Below are 19,663 nucleotides of genomic sequence, written 5' to 3' on the forward strand. Positions count from 1 at the left end.
TCCTCGTTAATCTCCTTTCAGGCAGCTCGCATACTGATTCGCAAGGCTGGTCATAAACTGCATATAGCTGTTTTTACCCAATGCGACTTCAATTCCCAGAGGATCTAAGGTGCCGGAGCGAACGTTAGTGCCTCTGGCAACGGCGTTAATTACCGCTGGCCTGAATTGTGGCTCAGCAAAAACGCAAACCGCTTTATGCTCAACCAACTGTGTTCTGATTTCATGTAAACGCTGCGCACCAGGCTGTATTTCAGGGTTCACGGTAAAGTGGCCAAGCGGCGTTAAACCGTAGTGTTTTTCAAAGTAGCCATAGGCATCATGAAAAACGAAATACCCTTTTCCTTTCAGCGGTGACAGCACGGAACCAACCTGCTTATCGGCGTCGGCTAAGCCTGACTCGAAATCTTTCAGGTTGGCGTCAAGTTTGGCTCGATTTTCGGGCATAAGTTCCACTAATTTATCGTGGATTGCAACCGCTGACAGCCGCGCTACGTCTGGGGAGAGCCAAATATGCAAGTTGTATTCGCCGTGATGGTGATCTTCGTCACTCTTTGCGCCAGGAGCGTGTTCTTCGCCGTGCTCATGATCGTCATCGTCACCGCCTTTCATCAGCAGCGGTTTCACGCCGGCAAGCGCCGCCAGCTCGAGCTGTTTTTTCTCAGGAAGTTGACGGACAGACTTCTGCATGAAGGCTTCCATTTCCGGCCCAACCCAAACAACTAAGTCCGCGCCCTGTAAGCGTTTTACATCGGACGGACGCAGCGCGTAATCGTGTTCAGAGGCGCCATCAGGCAGCAATACTTCTGTGCCAGTCACCCCGTCGGCAATCGCGGAGGCGATAAAGCCCAGAGGTTTGATGGAAGCCACGACGGCGGCCTGGGCGCCGGTAGCGGCAGAACCACAAAGGGCGGCGGAAAATGCAGCGAAAAGAAGTGTCTTTTTATGTAACATAATGCAACTTATCATCGTGATAATCAGAATAATTGTGATATTATAACATCCGCTAACTTATGCAACCCCTGAAATTGTCATGACAAATTTGGTTGAACTAGAAAATATCTCGGTCTCTTTCGGCCAGCGTCGCGTGCTGTCCGATATCTCACTGGCGCTAAAGCCAGGCCGTATTCTTACGCTGTTGGGGCCAAACGGCGCCGGTAAATCGACGCTGGTACGCGTGGTGCTCGGCCTGGTCACGCCGGACAACGGCATCATCAAGCGCGACCAGCATCTGCGCATCGGCTATGTGCCGCAAAAATTACACCTGGATGCCACGCTGCCGCTGACGGTGAGCCGTTTTCTGCGCCTGCGTCCCGGCGTAAAAAAAGCAGACATACTCCCGGCGCTTAAACGTGTGCAGGCTGCCCATTTGGTGGATGCGCCGATGCAGAAGCTTTCCGGCGGTGAAAATCAGCGCGTTCTGCTGGCGCGAGCGTTGCTCAATGAACCTCATCTGCTGGTGCTGGATGAACCCACCCAGGGCGTGGACGTTAACGGCCAGCTGGCGCTTTACAATTTGATCGACCAGCTTCGCCAGGAGCTGAACTGCGCGGTGCTGATGGTTTCTCACGACCTCCACCTGGTGATGGCGAAAACCGATGAAGTGCTGTGCCTGAACCACCACATCTGCTGTTCCGGCACGCCGGAGGTGGTCTCCACCCACCCTGAATTTATTTCAATGTTTGGCCCAATCGGCGCCGAGCAGTTAGGCATTTATCGCCACCACCATAATCATCGGCACGATCTGCAGGGTCGCATCGTTCTGCGCAGAGGGAATGGACAGTAATGCTTGAATTGTTGTTACCCGGCTGGCTGGCCGGGATTTTGCTCGCCTGTGCGGCGGGGCCACTGGGTTCGTTTGTGGTCTGGCGCCGTATGTCCTACTTCGGCGACACGCTGGCACATGCTTCACTGCTGGGCGTAGCGTTTGGCCTGCTGCTTAACGTTAATCCGTTCTATGCCGTTATCGCGGTAACCTTACTGCTTGCGGTTGGCCTGGTATGGCTGGAAAAACGCCCTCACCTCGCCATTGATACCCTGCTCGGTATTATGGCGCACAGCGCCCTGTCGCTCGGTCTGGTGGTGGTCAGCCTGATGTCGAACGTGCGCGTTGACCTGATGGCCTACCTCTTTGGCGATTTACTGTCGGTCACGCTGCCGGACATTGTGTCCATCGCTGCAGGCGTGGTCGTGGTGCTTGGCGTGCTGGCGTGGCAGTGGCGCAGTCTGCTGGCGATGACCATCAGCCCGGACCTCGCCCACGTCGACGGCGTGAATCTGCAGCGCGTGAAAATGCTGCTGATGCTGGTGACGGCGTTAACCATCGGCGTTGCAATGAAGTTTGTCGGGGCGCTGATCATTACCTCTCTACTGATTATCCCGGCGGCAACGGCACGTCGTTTCGCGCGTACGCCTGAGCAAATGGCCGGCTTTGCGGTCCTTATTGGTATGATTGCCGTTACCGGTGGGCTCGCTTTCTCCGCACTTTACGATACCCCGGCGGGCCCGTCCGTTGTGCTGGCTGCTGCGGTATTGTTTATTCTCAGCATGGCAAAGAAACAGCCGGCTTAACCTTCATGTAGACACGAAAAAGGCGCCCGAAGGCGCCTTTTTTAATGCGGAATATTCACGGCTGAGCCGGTGGCACAATGCCAAAGTGCGTCCAGGCGCGTGGCGTGGCAATACGCCCGCGTGGCGTACGCTGCAAGAAGCCCTGCTGGATCAGGAACGGTTCCAGCACGTCTTCAATCGTCTCACGCTCCTCACCGATGGCTGCGGCAAGGTTGTCCAGCCCAACCGGGCCACCAAGGAATTTGTCGATAACCGCCAGCAGAAGCTTGCGGTCCATGTAGTCGAAACCTTCGCTGTCGACGTTAAGCATATCCAGCGCCTGCGCCGCTATTTCTGCCGTAATCGCGCCGTCGTGTTTCACTTCGGCAAAGTCACGCACGCGGCGCAGCAGGCGGTTTGCAATACGAGGCGTACCGCGAGCGCGGCGGGCAACTTCCAGCGCCCCCTCGTCGCTCATCTCCAGCCCCAACACGCTGGCGCTGCGCCCGACGATATGCTGCAGATCGGCAACCTGATAAAACTCCAGCCGCTGCACAATGCCGAAACGGTCGCGCAGCGGCGAGGTCAATGAACCCGCTCGCGTGGTGGCACCAATCAGGGTAAACGGCGGCAGATCGATTTTGATCGAACGCGCAGCCGGACCTTCGCCAATCATGATATCGAGCTGATAGTCTTCCATCGCCGGATACAGCACCTCTTCCACCACCGGAGAAAGACGGTGAATCTCATCGATAAACAGCACGTCGTGAGGCTCAAGGTTGGTCAGCATTGCCGCCAGATCACCGGCTTTTTCCAGCACCGGGCCTGACGTGGTGCGCAGGTTAACGCCCATTTCGTTGGCAACGATGTTAGCCAGGGTGGTTTTACCCAGCCCCGGAGGCCCGAAAATCAACAGGTGATCGAGCGCGTCGCCGCGCAGCTTGGCCGCCTGGATGAAGATTTCCATCTGCGAACGCACGTGCGGCTGCCCGACATACTCTTCGAGCAGCTTAGGGCGGATCGCACGATCGATTAACTCGTCCGGGGTAATATTTCCTGGCGATACCAGGCGGTCTGCTTCAATCATCCTCTACCTCATAGCGCCGCGCGCAGCGCTTCGCGGATCAGGGTTTCACTGTCTGCACCGGCACGGCCCACTTTGCTGACCATGCGGCTGGCTTCCTGTGGTTTATAGCCCAGAGACACGAGGGCAGCAACGGCTTCCTGCTCCGCGTCGTCTGCCTGCCCGTTATCCGGGGAGGTCAGCACGAGATCGGCCGCCGGCGTAAACAGGTCGCCATGCATTCCTTTGAAGCGGTCTTTCATCTCAACTATCAGGCGTTCTGCGGTTTTCTTACCCACGCCCGGCAGCTTGATGAGGGAGCCTATTTCTTCGCGCTCAACCGCGTTAACAAACTGCTGGGCAGACATGCCTGAAAGAATAGCCAGCGCCAGTTTTGGCCCAACGCCGTTGACTTTAATCAACTCGCGGAACAGCGTACGCTCCTGCTTGTTGTTAAAACCGTAGAGCAGCTGAGCGTCTTCACGCACCACAAATTGGGTGAACACCACCGCCTCTTTGCCGATTTCCGGCAGCTCGTAGAAGCAGGTCATTGGCATATAAACCTCGTAGCCTACGCCGTTGGTTTCCAGCAATACCAGCGGGGGCTGCTTTTCCAGAACGATGCCTCTGAGTCGACCTATCACATTGTGCTCCTGCGTATTAGCGTTGATGCGCGAAAAATTCAGCCTATGATATAAAAAAGGCTGGATAGATATCCAGCCTTAATTATTTTAATCGTCCCCGCGCCAGATTGAGCCGCGATTCGCTCATCTGGGCCGCGTTTTGCGTGACGTGGCAGTGCGTAATGGCGATGGCCAGTGCATCCGCCGCATCCGCCTGCGGGTTGGCCGGGAGCTTAAGCAGCGTGCGCACCATGTGCTGCACCTGGCTTTTCTCCGCGCTGCCAATACCCACCACGGTTTGCTTTACCTGACGCGCCGCGTACTCAAATACCGGCAGGTCAGCGTTCACCGCGGCAACAATCGCCGCCCCGCGCGCCTGGCCCAGCTTGAGTGCGGAGTCCGCGTTTTTCGCCATAAATACCTGCTCAATGGCAAAATACTCGGGCTGGAACTGGGTAATGATTTCGCTCACCCCCGCGTAGATAAGCTTCAGGCGCGAGGGCAAGTCGGCGACCTGCGTTCGGATACAGCCGCTGCCAAGATAGGTTAGCTGCCGTCCGGTTTGGCGAATAACGCCATAACCGGTGACGCGTGACCCCGGGTCGATGCCGAGAATAATCGCCATTAAACCTCTCAATCAGGTAGAGACGATACCCTAAAAGATTTCAGCTCACAGAAAGGCGGCGACGCAGCGCATCCCCAGGAGCGTAGATGAACTACGTGTCTGGGGTAAGCGAGGAGAGCCAACGCATCTGTGGGCTGAAAAATGACGGGTATTAAAGGAGAGCCGCCACCTCGTCGGAGATCTCACCATTGTGGTAAACCTCCTGCACGTCGTCGCAGTCTTCCAGCATGTCGATCAGGCGCATCAGCTTAGGCGCGGTATCCGCATCCATGTCTGCTTTGGTCGAAGGGATCATCGAGACTTCTGCGTTGTCAGCCTTCAGGCCGGCCGCTTCCAGAGCATCTCTCACGGCGCCCATTTCTTCCCACGCGGTGTAAACGTCAATTGCGCCGTCGTCGAAGGTCACAACGTCTTCAGCACCGGCTTCCAGCGCCGCTTCCATGATCTGGTCTTCATCGCCCGCTTCGAAGGAGATAATGCCTTTCTTGCTGAACAGATAGGCGACGGAGCCGTCGGTGCCCAGGTTACCGCCGCATTTGTTGAACGCGTGGCGCACTTCAGCCACGGTACGGTTGCGGTTGTCGCTCAGGCATTCAACCATGACGGCTGACCCGCCAGGACCGTAACCTTCATAAATGATGGTTTCCATGTTCGCGTCATCATCGCCACCCACGCCGCGTGCAATGGCACGGTTCAGGGTGTCGCGCGTCATGTTGTTAGACAGCGCTTTATCGATAGCCGCGCGCAGACGCGGGTTAGACCCAGCGTCACCGCCGCCCAGACGGGCAGCCGTCACCAGCTCGCGAATAATTTTGGTGAAAATCTTACCGCGCTTGGCATCCTGTGCCGCTTTGCGGTGTTTCGTGTTGGCCCACTTACTATGACCTGCCATAACAATCTCCAAAAGCGCCTGTATCAGGCGGCATCAATTACAAACTCTTCAATCGCCTGCCGGTTACTCCATGACTTGGTCATCAGGGCCGCCTCTTCGGCGGGCACCCATTTCCAGGCCAGATGTTCCGTAATAGTAATCTGGCGTTCATGAGGCAGCGCAAGACAGAACCACGATTCCGTATTACGCGTAATCCCCGGCGCATAGCGATGACGCAAATGAGTAAATATCTCAAACTCCACGCAGCGCTGGCAGTCAACTAGCGGCAGCGGCTCACTGACCACGTCGATAGCGACCTCTTCCTTTACTTCACGCTGAGCGGCATGCAGCGCGCTTTCCCCCTCCTCCAGGCTGCCGGTAACCGACTGCCAGAAATCAGGATCGTCGCGCCGCTGTAACATCAGCACCCGTTGAGTATCCTGCGCGAAAATAACCACCAGAACGGAAACGGGACGCTTAAAGGGCATCAGTTCTTCTCAGCCTTTTTGATGACTTCAATGCCCAGCTCGGCAAGCGAGGCCGGGTTGGCGAAGCTTGGTGCTTCGGTCATCAGGCAGGCTGCAGCCGTGGTTTTCGGGAAGGCGATAACGTCACGGATGTTGTCGGTGCCGGTCAGCAGCATGGTCAGGCGATCCAGACCAAACGCCAGGCCTGCGTGCGGCGGCGTACCGTACTTCAGCGCGTCCAGCAGGAAGCCGAACTTCTCGCGCTGTTCCTGCTCGTTAATGCCCAGAATGCCGAACACGGTCTGCTGCATCTGGCTACGGTGAATACGCACGGAACCGCCGCCCACTTCGTAGCCGTTGATAACCATATCGTAGGCGTTGGCAATCGCGGTTTCCGGCTGCGCCGCCAGTTCTTCCGGCGTCATGTCTTTCGGCGCGGTGAACGGGTGGTGCATCGCGGTCAGGCCGCCTTCACCGTTATCTTCAAACATTGGGAAGTCAACCACCCACAGCGGCGCCCATTTTTTCTCATCGGTAATCTGCAGGTCTTTACCGATTTTCAGACGCAGTGCGCCCAGCGCATCGGCAACGACTTTCTTGCTGTCCGCGCCGAAGAAGATCATGTCGCCATCGGCCGCACCGGTGCGCGCCAGGATACCTTCCACGATGTCCGCGTTCAGGAATTTCGCCACCGGGCTGGTGATTCCTTCGATGCCTTTCGCACGCTCGTTAACCTTGATGTACGCCAGGCCGCGAGCGCCGTAAATTTCAATGAACTTGCCGTAGTCGTCAATCTGTTTACGGCTGATCTGTGCGCCACCCGGCACACGCAGCGCGGCAACGCGGCCTTTCGCGTCGTTTGCCGGGCCGGAGAAGACCTTAAACTCCACGTCTTTCACCAGATCGGCCACGTCCACCAGCTCCAGCGGGTTACGCAGGTCTGGTTTATCGGAACCGTAGCGACGCTCGGCTTCGGCGAAGGTCATCACCGGGAAGTCGCCCAGGTCAACGTTAATGATGTCGATCCACAGTTTACGCACCAGGTCTTCCATCACTTCACGCACCTGCGGCGCGGTCATGAAGGAAGTTTCTACGTCGATCTGGGTAAATTCTGGCTGACGGTCAGCGCGCAGGTCTTCGTCGCGGAAGCATTTAACAATCTGATAGTAGCGGTCAAAGCCGGACATCATCAGCAATTGTTTGAACAGCTGAGGAGACTGAGGCAGCGCGTAGAATTTGCCTTTGTGTACGCGGGAAGGCACCAGATAGTCACGTGCGCCTTCAGGCGTGGCTTTGGTCAGCATCGGGGTTTCAATGTCAAGGAAACCGTGGTCGTCCATAAAGCGACGGACAAAGCTCGTCACTTTAGCGCGGGTTTTCAGGCGCTGGGCCATTTCCGGGCGACGAAGATCCAGGTAGCGATACTTCAGGCGCGCTTCTTCGGTATTAACGTGATTGGAGTCCAGCGGCAGCACGTCGGAGCGGTTAATGATGGTCAGTTCGGTGGCGAACACTTCTACTTCACCGGTGGCCATATCTTTGTTCACGTTGCGCTCGTCGCGAGCACGCACGGTGCCCACAATCTGAATACAGAACTCATTACGCAGTTCAGAGGCGAGCTGGAACGCTTCCTGACGGTCAGGGTCGAAAAACACCTGCACGACGCCTTCACGATCGCGCATATCAATAAAGATAAGGCTACCGAGGTCACGGCGACGATTAACCCACCCACTAAGCGTTACTTGCTGTCCCACATGGGATTGATTGAGCTGCCCGCAATATACTGTACGCATGAGATATCCCTTAATCAGCTGCACGCGACCCGCCACCTGCGACGGCAGGCGCTTTGGTGGCAGCTATTTCGACTGTCACAACTGGATGAAAAAAGGGGGCTATTATACTGGAAATAATGGCTGGCGATAACCCCGAAACCGCCGACTGGCGCGAATCGCAGCGCCGGTATTGCAGATTCTCACAAAAATTAACAAAATTTGTAAACTCAGCAACCTGGCTTCCAGCGTAAGGTATTGACCCTTAACCCCCATTTTACCGGAGTCACAATGACAGAACTCAACGCATCTCGTACTGCCCTGGTGGTGATTGACCTGCAGGACGGCATTCTGCCGTTTGCCGGCGGTCCGCACGGCGCCAATGACGTCGTGGCACGCGCAGCACGCCTGGCGGAGAAATTCCGGGCCAACGGTTCACCGGTAGTGATGGTGCGAGTAGGCTGGTCAGCCGACTACGCCGAAGCCCTGAAACAGCCGGTTGATGCGGCACCTCCGGGCCATACCCTGCCAGAAAACTGGTGGAACTACCCTACTGCGCTGGGTAAACAGGACAGCGACATCGAAGTCACTAAACGCCAGTGGGGCGCGTTTTACGGCACCGATCTGGAGTTACAGCTGCGCCGTCGCGGCATCGACACCATTGTCCTGTGCGGTATTTCAACCAACATTGGCGTCGAGTCTACCGCACGCAACGCCTGGGAAATGGGCTTCTCACTGGTTCTAGCGGAGGACGCCTGCAGCGCGTCCTCCGCCGAGCAGCATAACCATAGCCTGAAGTTTATCTTCCCGCGCATCGCCCGCGTCCGCAGCACCGATGAGATAATCGCCTCGCTATGATTTATCTAGGCCTTCCACAATGGCAGCACCCCAAATGGAACCGGCTCGGCATCACTTCGCTTGAAGATTACGCCCGCCATTTTAACTGTGTGGAAGGCAATACCACGCTGTACGCGCTGCCAAAAGCAGAAACCGTACAGCGCTGGCGGGAGATGACAGGCGACAGTTTTCGCTTCTGTTTTAAATTTCCCGCCACCATTTCCCATAACGCTGCCCTGCGAAACTGCGGCGATCTTACCGCCGAGTTTTTTGACCGCATGTCGCCGCTGGCTGGCCGCATCGGGCAATACTGGCTTCAGCTACCGGCAGCGTTTGGGCCAGGCGACCTTCCCGCTTTGTGGCATTTTCTGGACTCTTTACCCGCTGAGTTTACCTATGGCGTTGAAGTGCGCCATCCGGCCTTTTTCAACAAAGGGGCAGATGAGCAGGCGCTGAATCGCGGGCTGCACGAACGTCTGGTAAACCGCGCTATTCTCGATAGCCGCCCTATTCATAGCGCCGTGCCGCATAACGAAGCGGTGCGGGAGGCCCAGCGTAAAAAGCCTAAAGTCCCGGTGCATGCCATCGTGACCGCTTCAAACCCGCTAGTGCGCTTTATCGGCAGCGATAACATGGCGCAAAACGCCGCGCTATTCGACGTCTGGTTAAAAAAACTGCCTGAATGGGCAACGAAAACCACGCCCTATCTGTTTCTTCATACGCCGGACATTGCCCAGGCACCAGAGCTGGTCCATACGCTATGGCCCGCGCTGCAGCAGGCATTCCCTGAATTAGGCCCCGCACCAGCAATCCCTCAGCAGGCCACACTTTTCTGACCACTAGCGACAGCACTCCGGTTGCGAGCTATCATAGCGTGAGCCGTAACTGTTTCGACATGGAGTTCATATGGTAAGCGCGCTTTATGCGGTGCTGGCTGCTCTGCTGTTAATTAAGTTTTCATTCGACGTCGTTCGCCTGCGCATGCAGTACCGCGTTTCCTACGGCGACGGCGGCTTTAGCGAACTCCAAAGTGCGATACGTATTCACGGCAATGCCGTCGAATATATTCCTATCGCCCTCCTGCTTTTATTACTGATGGAGATGGACGGCGCCGAAACCTGGATGGTGCATATTTGCGGTCTTATGCTGCTGGCCGGACGCCTGCTGCACTACTACGGATACCATCACCGACTGATCCGCTGGCGTCGTTCCGGCATGGGCGCTACCTGGTGTACGCTGCTGCTGATGGTGCTGGCTAACTTATGGTATATGCCGTGGGAGTTGGTTTTCTCGCTCCATTAACGCAAAATACGCCCCTTTCGAATTTCCGGATTTAACGTTATGTCTGACCGCGATACGCTGTTTTCCGCCCCAATAGCCAAACTAGGCGACTGGACCTTTGATGAACGGGTGGCCGAAGTGTTCCCCGATATGATCCAGCGCTCGGTGCCCGGTTACTCCAATATCATCTCCATGATTGGCATGCTGGCGGAGCGCTTCGTTCAGCCCCACAGCCAGGTTTACGATCTTGGCTGTTCTTTGGGTGCGGCAACGTTATCGGTGCGTCGTAACATCCGTCACGATAGCTGCAAAATCATTGCCGTTGATAACTCTCCGGCCATGGTCGAGCGATGCCGCCGCCATCTGGATGCGTTTAAGGCGCAGACCCCGGTTGAGGTCATCGAAGGCGATATTCGCCATATCAGCATTGAAAATGCCTCAATGGTGGTGCTGAACTTCACCCTGCAATTCCTAGAGCCCGACGATCGTCAACTGCTGCTGAATAAAATCTGGCAAGGCCTGAAGCCGGGCGGCGCGCTGGTGCTTTCGGAAAAATTCAGCTTTGAAGATGCCGAAGTCGGCGAGCTGCTGTTTAACATGCACCACGACTTCAAGCGTGCAAACGGTTACAGCGAACTTGAAATCAGCCAAAAGCGCAGCATGCTGGAAAACGTGATGCTGACCGACTCGGTTGAAACCCATAAAAAACGCCTTAAACAGGCGGGCTTTGCGCACGCCGAGCTGTGGTTCCAGTGCTTTAACTTTGGCTCTCTGGTGGCCGTCAAATCCGGAGAAACCGCATGATTGATTTCGGTAATTTTTATCAGCTGATCGCCAAAAACCACCTGGCCCCGTGGCTGGAAACGCTGCCTGCGCAGATTGCCAGCTGGCAGCGCGAATCCCTGCACGGCCAGTTTAAGCACTGGTACAACACGGTGAATTACCTGCCGGAAATGACCCCGCACCGCCTCGACCTGCTGCACAGCGTGACGGCCGAGTCGGCTGCGCCGCTGAGCGAAGGCCAGCAGCTGGGCATTGAAAAGCTGCTGCGTAACCTGATGCCGTGGCGTAAAGGGCCATATTCGCTCTATGGCGTAGACATCGATACCGAATGGCGCTCGGATCTTAAGTGGGATCGCGTGCTGCCGCACATCTCTCCACTTGCAGGACGCACCATTTTGGACGTCGGCTGCGGCAGCGGCTATCACCTGTGGCGGATGATTGGCGCTGGCGCACAGCTTGCGGTTGGCATCGATCCGATGCAGCTGTTTATTTGCCAGTTCGAAGCCGTACGCAAGCTGTTGGGTAACGATCAGCGCGCCCACGTTCTGCCGCTGGGCATAGAGCAGCTTCCGGAGCTGAACGCCTTTGATACCGTGTTCTCGATGGGGGTGCTTTATCACCGTCGTTCGCCGCTGGACCATCTCTGGCAGTTGAAGAATCAGCTGGTCAAGGAAGGTGAGCTGGTGCTGGAAACGCTGGTTGTGGAAGGGGATGAAAATACCGTGCTGGTGCCCGGTGAGCGCTATGCGCAGATGCGTAACGTGTACTACATTCCGTCCGCGCTGGCGCTGAAAAACTGGCTGGAGAAATGCGGTTTTGTCGACGTTAAGATTGTCGATCACTGCCTCACCACCCAGGAAGAGCAGCGCCGAACGTCGTGGATGACCACCGAATCACTGGGCGATTTCCTTGATCCTAACGACAGCAGCAAAACCATAGAAGGCTACCCTGCCCCGCTGCGTGCCGTTTTGGTGGCTCGTAAGCCATAATCCTCGAATAAAAAACCCGGCGCTGAGTGCCGGGTTTTTTATCTTCGCTATCGCTTAGCGATAAACCTGCGCGGTACCGCTCCACAGGCTGGAGTCGCCCGGTGTGCCAAGGCCGGTAATGTTAATTTTGCTGCCGCCAATTTTCTCGGCTTTTACCTGAAGCTGGTTGATGGCGTCATCGGTGCTGCCTGACACGCCGCGAATGGACACTACGCCAATTTGCTCCTCACCCACGGCGCTGCCGTTAAGCACCTGAGGCAGTGGTGCAGCAAAAGCGGAAGAAGCAAAGACGGATGACAGAGCCAGGATTACAGTTGCAGTTATTTTTTTCATTTTAATTCCCTCTAACATTGATAGTTGTCGGAGAGGATTATTCACAATGGGGTGTTTTGTAACGTAAGTGACTGGCAAACGATGTTAAACAATGTGTGCAAATAGTGCAGAACCAGTTACACAACGCTTCCCCGGTTACAAAATAAAAAAAGCCCCAGCAATCCGCCGGGGCCTGGTACGAGCAAGCATCATATTGGGCGACATGATGCGCGGTAAAAATCTTTTCAGCGCGACGGGCTCGTCACCGACAGCGCGTTTTTCATTGCCGCCACTACGTCTGCATCCACGCAGTAGCGATTAAACTCATCGGCTTCGGCATCGGCGCTCATGGACACGCCAGCTTTGCGATAGCGCATCGGCGAAGGAACCGAGCGCCCGGCGGAGCTGTGAAGCTCTTCAATGCCGTTTGCAACAAACTTGCTTACGTTGCTCAGACGCACGCCTGCGCCAGCCATAATGATTGGAGCACGGGAATGCTGTTTTAGTTCCCGAAGAAGTGAGATTCCCGTTTCAGCCGTTTGCTGCTGCCCGGAGGTCAGTATTCTCGCCACGCCCAGCGCCGCCAGCTGTTCGAACGCCTGCAGCGGATGATGACACATATCAAAAGCGCGGTGGAACGTCACGGCCATCCCTTCGGCGGCCTGCATCACCAGCTCCATTCGCGGCAGATCGATATTGCCGTCCTCATCAAGCATCCCGATCACCAGCCCCGGAAAGCCTAGTTCGCGCACGAAGGCGATATCTTCCAGCATGGTGGCAAATTCACCGTCGGTGTAGCAAAAATCACCGCCGCGCGGACGAATAATCGGGTGCACGGGAATCGACACCTTTTGTCTGACCTGCCGAAGCACGCCGGCGGAAGGCGTCAGCCCTCCTTCTTTAGGCGCAGAGCAGAGTTCAATTCTGTCCGCGCCGGCTTGTTCTGCAGTGACAGCACAATCTATTCCATAACAGCATATTTCAAGCAAAGCCATTGATTACTCCTAAAAAAACCTGCAGTTCGCCGGTTGTGTCCCTGTACCTCGATGAACATCTGAAAACAGGTTCACAAAAAGGTAGCGTACTATGACATTCAATTTTGATGAAGGGATCGACGGACGTCACAGCGACAGCGCGAAATGGAATAAATTTTGGCGGTACGGCGGCGCTGCCTGATGAAGCGTCCGCCGCCTGCAAACGCGGTGAAGCAATGTTAATCAGTCGGCCCGTTCGCTGGCGACGATCTGCTCGATGCTCCAGGGGTGGAATTTAATAGTGACTTTACCGTCGGTGACCGCAAGCGTTGGGTTAGGCAACCTTTCGCGTTCACCTTTTGGCGAGCTGGTTTTCACCGAAATCCCCGTTTCACGCAGCCCGGCGTCGGACAACAAATCCAGCGCCCGTGCGTTGAGCGTTTCCGGCTCGCCCGGCAGCACAATTTCAATATGCTCCCAGCCTTCGTGCGGGTAACGCTTCTCGCCCGGCCAGGGCAGCTCCACCACCGTAAACCGCCAGTGTTCTACGCACACCGGCTCATCCAGCTTGAATAAGCAAATCGGGCGACCGTTAATCACATTTTCACTCAGTAAGGCGCCGCATTTTTCCAGCCCCGCACGCCAGCGGTCGGCGGTCGCGTTCTGATGGCAGCGCAAAGAAATGTGATCGGCATCAAGCGGCGCAATATCCAGCCCGAGCCGGGTGGCAAGTTCTGTTAACGCTTTCGTAAATCTCGGCAGATCTGCCGAAATATCATGCAGTTCATCTACCGCCTGCCAGTTTGCCATGCCGCCATCCTCTTTTTCAGAAAGCGCGTAATCTACCCTGTTCCTGGGGGCGAGCCAACTCCCCGCCGGGGCCAAAATAAGATGAATGGTTATTCATTACGCCGTTAATAATAATTGCGCGCCCCGTGAGCGAGGCTTTTGCTGACGCCAGGCCGCAAATAACGTTATACTCACGCCCTGTTTCGTTCCTCATTTTCAGGCTGCCCTTGATGCGGCGGCCCAGTACAAATTGTAAGGTATCCCGGTGAATATTCAGTCTCTTCTCTCAGAAAAAGTCAGCCAGGCGCTGATTGCTGCAGGCGCACCAGCGGACTGCGAGCCGCAGGTTCGTCAGTCGGCAAAAGTCCAGTTCGGCGACTATCAGGCCAATGGCGTGATGTCCGTTGCTAAAACGCTGGGCATGCCGCCACGACAGGTCGCAGAGAAGGTCATCGCCAACCTCGATCTGACCGGGATCGCCAGCAAAGTTGAAATTGCAGGCCCAGGCTTTATCAATATTTTCCTCGATCCGGCATTTCTGGCTAAAAACGTCGATGAGGCTGTGGCGTCTGACCGCGTGGGCGTTAGCGTGTCTAAACCGCAAACTATCGTGGTGGACTATTCCGCGCCGAACGTTGCCAAAGAGATGCACGTGGGCCATATCCGCTCCACCATCATCGGCGATGCCGCCGTGCGTACTCTCGAATTCCTGGGCCACAAGGTGATCCGCGCGAACCACGTCGGTGACTGGGGTACTCAGTTCGGCATGCTCATCGCGTTCCTGGAAAAACAGCAGCAGGAAAACGCGGGCGAAATGGCGCTGGCCGACCTCGAAGAGTTTTATCGCGCCGCCAAAAAGCACTACGACGAAGACGAAGCCTTTGCCGAGCGTGCACGCGGCTATGTGGTTAAGCTGCAGGGCGGCGATGAATACTGTCGTGAGATGTGGCGCAAGCTGGTCGACATCACCATGACGCAGAACCAGAAAACCTACCAGCGCCTCAACGTGACGCTGACCCGCGATGACGTCATGGGCGAAAGCCTCTACAACCCAATGCTGCCCGGCATCGTTGCTGACCTGAAAGAGAAAGGTCTGGCGGTAGAAAGCGAAGGCGCGACCGTGGTGTTCCTTGACGAGTACAAGAACAAAGACGGCGATCCGATGGGCGTTATCATCCAGAAGAAAGACGGCGGTTATCTCTACACCACCACCGATATCGCCTGTGCGAAATATCGCTACGAAACCCTGCATGCAGACCGCGTGCTGTACTTCATCGACTCCCGCCAGCACCAGCACCTGATGCAGGCGTGGACCATCGTGCGTAAAGCGGGCTACGTGCCTGAGTCCGTCACGCTGGAGCACCAGATGTTCGGCATGATGTTGGGCAAAGACGGCAAGCCGTTCAAAACCCGCTCCGGCGGCACCGTTAAGCTGACCGACCTGCTGGATGAAGCCATGGAACGCGCCCGCGGCCTGGTAGCGGCGAAAAACCCGGACATGCCTGCGGACGAGCTGGAAAAACTGGCGAATGCGGTAGGTATTGGCGCGGTGAAATACGCCGACCTTTCCAAGAGCCGTACCACGGACTACATCTTCGACTGGGACAACATGCTGGCCTTCGAAGGCAACACCGCGCCGTATATGCAATACGCCTATACCCGCGTGCTGTCCGTGTTCCGTAAGGCAGATCTCGACGAAGCCGAACTGCTGAAAGCCAACGTTGTGATTGCCGAAGATCGTGAGGCCCAGCTGGCCGCTCGCCTGCTACAGTTTGAAGAGACGCTAAACGTGGTTGCTCGCGACGGTACGCCGCACGTGATGTGTGCCTACCTCTACGATGTAGCAGGCCTGTTCTCCGGCTTCTATGAGCACTGCCCAATCCTGAGCGCCGCCGACGAAGCCACCCGCAACAGCCGCCTGAAGCTGGCGCTGCTGACCGCGAAGACCCTGAAGCTGGGTCTGGATACCCTGGGGATCGAAACCGTAGAACGCATGTAACTGCCACAGTCTGCGGGAACTAAAAAGGCTCATCGTTTGATGAGCCTTTTTATTTTACTGGATGTAGTTAACGATAACCTGATTACTGCGCACCCGCAGCGGTGGGTACATTGAGCCGCCGCCCGGCACTTCCCAGACAAAACGCAAAGGCTGGTTGGCGTCGGTATTGGTCAGGCCGCGCGTGGTGCCGTTATCACCCTCAAGCGGCGTGCAGTTGGTTGGCGAACAAAGTTTGACCGCCAGTCCGGCAGGCGTCGGGCCATCCAGCACATAGGTCCAGGCAATCAGCGTCATTTTGCCGGTAACGGGCTGCATCGGCTTCAGCGGGCGGGATGATGCCGTCACGCCACGGTTGCTCAGCGTCACGCCGATACCGCTGTCCTGCCAGGAACCTTCGCCTAACGCCAGCGCACCAAACGGCACCAGCAGCATCAAAAGCAACGCTTTCATTATTTATTTCGCTCCGATTGTGGCCGTCATACGGATGTTACGGTTGTCAGACAGCTCGAGGCTCGACAAGACCACCAGCTGAGGCAGCGTTCTGCGTAAGAAACGCGCCAGCAGCGGACGCAGCGCGTGGTTCACCAACAGAACCGGCGGCGCACCCAGCATCTCCTGGCGCTGCAGGGCATCCTGAGTCTGCTCCAGCAGGCGATCGGCCAGCCCCGGCTCAAGGCCGCCACCGCCCTGCAACGCCTGTAGCAGCAGACGCTCAAGCGCCGCATCCAGACCGATAACCTGCACTTCGCCGGTGCCGGGGAACCATTGCTGAGTGATAGCCCTGCCCAGCGCCACGCGAACCACGGCGGTCAATTCATGCGGATCGCTCTGAATAGGCGCATGCTCGGCCAGCGTTTCCAGAATCGTGCGCATATCACGAATCGGCACTTTCTCTTCCAGCAGGTTTTGCAGCACCTTGTGCAGCGTGGTGAGCGTCACCACTGCCGGGATAAGATCTTCGGTCAGCTTAGGCATTTCCTGGGTCACGCGGTCAAGCAACTGCTGCGCTTCCTGACGGCCAAACAGCTCCGGCGCAAACTGCCCGATAAGATGGTTCAGGTGCGTTGCCACCACGGTACTCGCTTCAACCACGGTGAAGCCCTGAATCTGCGCCTGCTCTTTCAGCGCACTTTCAATCCAGATAGCGGCCAGGCCAAAGGCCGGATCGATAGTCGCCTCGCCCGGCAACGTCCCCGCGGCGGTGCCGGGGTTAATCGCCAGCCAGCGGCCCGGATAGGCATCCCCGCTGCCGATTTCAACGCCCTTCATCAGAATACGATAGCGCGCGGGCGGCAGGTCCATATTGTCGCGAATATGCACCACCGGCGGCAGGAACCCCATCTCCTGAGCGAATTTTTTACGGATACTGCGGATACGCCCGAGCAGCTCGCCGTCCTGCTGGAAATCAACCATCGGGATCAGGCGGTAGCCCACTTCCATCCCCAGCGGATCTTCCAGCTGAACGTCATTCCAGGTCGCTTCCACCGCCTGAGTATTTTCCGGCATTTTAACCGGCTGCGGCGCTTCCGGCGCGGCCATCTGGCGGCCACGCATCCACCAGGCTAACCCCAGCAGCGCGGCGGTAAACAGCAGGAAGACGAAGTTAGGCATCCCCGGCACCATGCCGAGCAGCCCCAGAACGCCTGCGGCTAGCAGCATCACGCGTGGGTTATTGAACAGCTGGGTGACCATCTGTTCGCCAACGTCCTGATCGGTCGCCACGCGAGTTACGATAACGCCCGCCGCCGTGGAGATAACCAGGGCGGGGATCTGGGCGACCAGCCCGTCACCGATGGTCAGCAGCGTATAGCTTTGTGCCGCCGCGCCCATCGCCATATCGTGCTGGATAACGCCGACCATCAGCCCACCGACCACGTTAATCACCATGATGATAAGCCCGGCCACGGCGTCGCCACGCACGAACTTACTTGCCCCGTCCATAGAGCCGTAGAAGTCCGCTTCCTGGGTCACTTCCGAACGGCGCTTTTTCGCCTCTTCTTCGCCAATGATCCCGGCGTTCAGGTCGGCATCGATGGCCATCTGTTTACCCGGCATCCCGTCCAGCACAAAACGCGCCCCGACTTCAGCGATACGTCCCGCACCCTTGGTGATAACCATAAAGTTGATGATAACGAGGATGATAAACACCACGATACCGATGGCGAAGTTACCGCCGACCAGGAAGTGGCCAAAGGCCTCAACCACTTTACCCGCCGCCGCGGCACCGGTATGCCCTTCAAGCAGGATGATACGGGTAGAAGCCACGTTCAGCGCCAGGCGCAGCAACGTGGTAAACAGCAGAATGGTCGGGAACGCCGCGAAGTCCAGCGTGCGCTGGGTGAACATCGCCACCAGCAGCACCATGATCGACAGCGCGATGTTAAAGGTAAACAGCAGATCGAGGACAAACGGCGGCAGCGGCAGCACCATCATCGACAGAATCAGCAGGATCAGTACCGGGCCGGCAAGAATTTGCCATTGCCCGGATTTCATGTTGCCCGGCAGGCGCAACATCGCAGCCAGATTAGCCATCGGAGTCCTTCTCGTTTGCAAAGTCCAGCGCCTCAGGCACCGGCAGATTTTCAGGTTTCTTCGGAATTAAGCCGCCGGCCATGCGCCAGCGCCGTAGCTGCCAGACCCAGGCCAGCACTTCCGCCACGGCGGAGTAAAGCTGACCGGGGATCTGCTGGCCAATTTCCGCATGGCGGTACAGCGCACGAGCCAGCGGAGGGGCTTCCAGCATTGGGATACGGTTTTCATTACCAATCTCTTTGATGCGCTGCGCGATCAGCCCGGCTCCTTTGGCCAGCACCTTCGGCGCACTCATCTTGTTTTCGTCGTACTGCAGGGCCACCGCATAGTGGGTCGGGTTCGTCACGATAACGTCAGCCTTCGGCACATCGGCCATCATGCGACGGCGCGCGATCGCCCGCTGCTGCTGACGAATACGCCCTTTGATATGCGGGTCGCCCTCGTTTTGTTTGTACTCGTCACGAATATCCTGGCGGGTCATGCGTAACTTTTTAATGTGGCTGTAAATCTGGAAGAAAACGTCGAACCCCACCATTGGGATAAGCCCCAGAATGACCAGCAGGGCACAAAGCGCCACCATGTTCAGCGCGTTTGCCAGCGCGGTAACCGGGGATTCGCTCATCAGCCGCATCATCGCCGGCCAGTTGTGCCACAGATACCAGCCGGCCACGCAGCCCACCAGGGTCGCTTTCAGCATTGCCTTCAGCAGTTCCGCCGCCGTCTGCATGGAAAACATCCGCTTAATCCCGGTAATCGGATTGAGCTTGCCGAGATTAAACTGAATTGCTTTTGAGCTGAAATTCACCCCGCCCAGCAGCATCGGCGCGGCTATCGCCACAATCACTAATCCGGAGATAAGCGGCAGCAGCGCCATCACGGCAAGCTTAATCAAATGGCTGATCTGATTCACAATCAGGCTGGGATCGTTGATGATTTTATGGTCAAAGTGCAGGCCATCAGACAGCATCGCGCCGAGCATTTTGCCAAGCGACGCCCCGCCCATCCAGATAATGCACAACCCCACCAGCAACATCAGCAGTGAGGTCAGTTCTCGGGAACGCGGGATTTGCCCCTCTTCACGAGCCTTTTCAAGTCGGTGGGCCGTGGGGGCTTCTGTTTTTTCCTGATCGCTATCTTCAGACACCGCAACAATCTCGTGGCCGCAATTTCAAGGACAGCATGCCAGAGCACGGTTGGGCTAA

General features: G+C 56.8%; 21 protein-coding genes. 8 read left to right on the plus strand and 13 right to left on the minus strand.

The genetic code is table 11. The features are described 5' to 3' along the window. Positions 1-6: 6 nt before the first annotated feature. The gene (gene znuA / locus ACE38U_RS01260; protein WP_375529008.1) at positions 7-951 is read right to left on the minus strand and encodes a zinc ABC transporter substrate-binding protein ZnuA; all 945 of its coding nucleotides are present in this window, start codon (positions 949-951) and stop codon (positions 7-9) included. A gap of 79 nt (positions 952-1,030) precedes the next feature. On the opposite strand from znuA, the gene znuC reads away from it, so the two are divergent. Next, complete coding sequence (znuC, locus tag ACE38U_RS01265; protein ID WP_176981765.1) at positions 1,031-1,783, plus strand: zinc ABC transporter ATP-binding protein ZnuC; 753 nt, start codon at positions 1,031-1,033, stop codon at positions 1,781-1,783. Continuing rightward, positions 1,783-2,568 carry a zinc ABC transporter permease subunit ZnuB gene (gene znuB / locus ACE38U_RS01270; protein ID WP_038481822.1) on the plus strand — a complete coding sequence of 262 codons (786 nt, stop codon included), beginning with the start codon at positions 1,783-1,785 and terminating at the stop codon, positions 2,566-2,568. The genes znuC and znuB overlap by 1 nt, the downstream gene beginning before the upstream one ends. A gap of 55 nt (positions 2,569-2,623) precedes the next feature. Here znuB and ruvB read toward each other — a convergent pair whose 3' ends face one another. From ruvB to aspS, 6 genes are all read right to left on the minus strand, one after another. Then, a complete protein-coding gene (gene ruvB, locus ACE38U_RS01275; protein ID WP_176981763.1) occupies positions 2,624-3,634 on the minus strand; it encodes a Holliday junction branch migration DNA helicase RuvB in 1,011 nt (336 codons plus the stop codon). 8 nt (positions 3,635-3,642) lie between these two features. Beyond that, a complete protein-coding gene (gene ruvA / locus ACE38U_RS01280; protein ID WP_038481816.1) occupies positions 3,643-4,254 on the minus strand; it encodes a Holliday junction branch migration protein RuvA in 612 nt (203 codons plus the stop codon). Between the two features lie 82 nt (positions 4,255-4,336). Then, positions 4,337-4,858, minus strand: coding sequence for a crossover junction endodeoxyribonuclease RuvC (ruvC, locus tag ACE38U_RS01285; RefSeq protein ID WP_016536954.1), 522 nt, complete (start codon positions 4,856-4,858; stop codon positions 4,337-4,339). A 151-nt stretch (positions 4,859-5,009) separates the two neighbouring features. Continuing rightward, positions 5,010-5,750 carry a YebC/PmpR family DNA-binding transcriptional regulator gene (locus ACE38U_RS01290; protein ID WP_038481812.1) on the minus strand — a complete coding sequence of 247 codons (741 nt, stop codon included), beginning with the start codon at positions 5,748-5,750 and terminating at the stop codon, positions 5,010-5,012. Between the two features lie 23 nt (positions 5,751-5,773). Beyond that, entirely contained in the window at positions 5,774-6,217 is a 444-nt protein-coding gene (gene nudB / locus ACE38U_RS01295) for a dihydroneopterin triphosphate diphosphatase (protein ID WP_038481809.1), read from the minus strand. Continuing rightward, positions 6,217-7,989, minus strand: coding sequence for an aspartate--tRNA ligase (gene aspS / locus ACE38U_RS01300; protein ID WP_038481807.1), 1,773 nt, complete (start codon positions 7,987-7,989; stop codon positions 6,217-6,219). The genes nudB and aspS overlap by 1 nt, the downstream gene beginning before the upstream one ends. A 267-nt stretch (positions 7,990-8,256) precedes the next feature. On the opposite strand from aspS, the gene ACE38U_RS01305 reads away from it, so the two are divergent. The 5 genes from ACE38U_RS01305 (at position 8,257) to cmoB (ending at position 11,855) form a co-directional block, all read left to right on the plus strand. After that, positions 8,257-8,823 (plus strand): hydrolase, encoded by a 567-nt coding sequence (locus ACE38U_RS01305; protein ID WP_176981762.1) that lies wholly within the window; start codon positions 8,257-8,259, stop codon positions 8,821-8,823. After that, complete coding sequence (locus ACE38U_RS01310) at positions 8,820-9,638, plus strand: DUF72 domain-containing protein (RefSeq protein WP_375529009.1); 819 nt, start codon at positions 8,820-8,822, stop codon at positions 9,636-9,638. The genes ACE38U_RS01305 and ACE38U_RS01310 overlap by 4 nt, the downstream gene beginning before the upstream one ends. Before the next feature lie 70 nt (positions 9,639-9,708). Then, positions 9,709-10,104, plus strand: coding sequence for an MAPEG family protein (locus ACE38U_RS01315; RefSeq protein WP_038481798.1), 396 nt, complete (start codon positions 9,709-9,711; stop codon positions 10,102-10,104). 39 nt (positions 10,105-10,143) lie between these two features. Beyond that, positions 10,144-10,887: a carboxy-S-adenosyl-L-methionine synthase CmoA gene (gene cmoA, locus ACE38U_RS01320; RefSeq protein WP_038481795.1), complete on the plus strand. Its 744-nt coding sequence runs from the start codon at positions 10,144-10,146 to the stop codon at positions 10,885-10,887. Beyond that, positions 10,884-11,855 carry a tRNA 5-methoxyuridine(34)/uridine 5-oxyacetic acid(34) synthase CmoB gene (gene cmoB, locus ACE38U_RS01325; protein ID WP_375529010.1) on the plus strand — a complete coding sequence of 324 codons (972 nt, stop codon included), beginning with the start codon at positions 10,884-10,886 and terminating at the stop codon, positions 11,853-11,855. Before cmoA ends, cmoB begins: the two co-directional genes overlap by 4 nt. A 54-nt stretch (positions 11,856-11,909) precedes the next feature. Here the strand turns inward: cmoB and ACE38U_RS01330 are convergent, their stop codons facing one another. The 3 genes from ACE38U_RS01330 to ACE38U_RS01340 all read right to left on the minus strand — a co-directional run bounded on the left by ACE38U_RS01330 (position 11,910) and on the right by ACE38U_RS01340 (position 13,951). After that, positions 11,910-12,188: a YdgH/BhsA/McbA family protein gene (locus ACE38U_RS01330; protein ID WP_375529011.1), complete on the minus strand. Its 279-nt coding sequence runs from the start codon at positions 12,186-12,188 to the stop codon at positions 11,910-11,912. Positions 12,189-12,412: 224 nt separating this feature from the next. Further along, positions 12,413-13,162: a copper homeostasis protein CutC gene (gene cutC, locus ACE38U_RS01335; protein ID WP_375529012.1), complete on the minus strand. Its 750-nt coding sequence runs from the start codon at positions 13,160-13,162 to the stop codon at positions 12,413-12,415. 222 nt (positions 13,163-13,384) lie between these two features. Then, complete coding sequence (locus ACE38U_RS01340; protein ID WP_176981759.1) at positions 13,385-13,951, minus strand: VOC family protein; 567 nt, start codon at positions 13,949-13,951, stop codon at positions 13,385-13,387. 244 nt (positions 13,952-14,195) lie between these two features. Between ACE38U_RS01340 and argS the strand changes: the two genes are divergently transcribed. Continuing rightward, entirely contained in the window at positions 14,196-15,929 is a 1,734-nt protein-coding gene (gene argS / locus ACE38U_RS01345; RefSeq protein WP_038481781.1) for an arginine--tRNA ligase, read from the plus strand. A 54-nt stretch (positions 15,930-15,983) separates the two neighbouring features. Here the strand turns inward: argS and flhE are convergent, their stop codons facing one another. Genes flhE through flhB form a run of 3 tightly spaced genes read right to left on the minus strand, consistent with a single transcriptional unit; the run spans position 15,984 to position 19,605 of the window. Beyond that, a complete protein-coding gene (gene flhE, locus ACE38U_RS01350) occupies positions 15,984-16,379 on the minus strand; it encodes a flagellar protein FlhE (RefSeq protein ID WP_038481778.1) in 396 nt (131 codons plus the stop codon). Positions 16,380-16,382: 3 nt separating this feature from the next. Beyond that, positions 16,383-18,461, minus strand: a complete 2,079-nt coding sequence (gene flhA, locus ACE38U_RS01355; RefSeq protein WP_038481775.1) for a flagellar biosynthesis protein FlhA — start codon at positions 18,459-18,461, stop codon at positions 16,383-16,385. Then, entirely contained in the window at positions 18,454-19,605 is a 1,152-nt protein-coding gene (gene flhB, locus ACE38U_RS01360) for a flagellar biosynthesis protein FlhB (protein ID WP_038481772.1), read from the minus strand. Before flhB ends, flhA begins: the two co-directional genes overlap by 8 nt. Between the last annotated feature and the right edge of the window lie 58 nt (positions 19,606-19,663).

Origin of the sequence: Cedecea selenatireducens (assembly GCF_042138895.1) — a bacterium.
Classification (GTDB): Bacteria; Pseudomonadota; Gammaproteobacteria; order Enterobacterales; family Enterobacteriaceae; genus Cedecea; species Cedecea selenatireducens.